Annotated in this window: 1 protein-coding gene; it reads left to right on the top strand. The window is 65.7% G+C overall.

Annotated features, from left to right (window positions below; genetic code table 11):
• Positions 1-4: 4 nt before the first annotated feature.
• Positions 5-475, top strand: a 471-nt coding sequence (locus tag RM780_RS27640; RefSeq protein ID WP_311633641.1) for an MFS transporter, incomplete at its 3' end; no start/stop codon positions are given.

The raw sequence follows: 475 nt of genomic DNA, 5'->3' as shown, positions 1-475 counted from the left end.
CTTCGTGTTCACCGTCGCAGGCGCGAGTCCCGCACTGCTGGACTCACCGGTGGCTTGGACGGCGACTCGGTTCGTGCAAGGCTTCGGCTACGCGCTGATCGTGTCGAGCGTCGCCTCGGTCATCGGCGGTCTGCCCAACACGGCAGAGCGCACCCTGGGTTACTCCCTCTGGATCACCACGTACAGCATCGGCGCCGGCGCGGGACCGTTGATCGGCCGTGCGTTCGTCGATGGCGGCGCGTACACCATGCTGTTCTGGCTCCCCGCCGCGATCGCTCTCGTGGTGGGAGTGTTCGCGACCCTGCTGTTGCGCAGTATCAATCTGGGCCAGGCCGCTTCCACCAAAATCGATGTCGCTTCTTCCGTCCTGGCTTTCCTCGGCTTCGGACTCTTCGTAGCAGGTCTGCAGAGTCACGGTCCGGCGCTCGGACGAGTACTGGCGACCGCTGCCGGCTGCGGCGTCCTGGCGGTATTC

This window comes from Streptomyces boetiae, from assembly GCF_031845405.1.
Taxonomy (GTDB): domain Bacteria; phylum Actinomycetota; class Actinomycetes; order Streptomycetales; family Streptomycetaceae; genus Streptomyces; species Streptomyces boetiae.
Note: the sequence above shows the minus strand (reverse complement) of the source record. Positions and strands in the feature narration are given on the sequence as shown.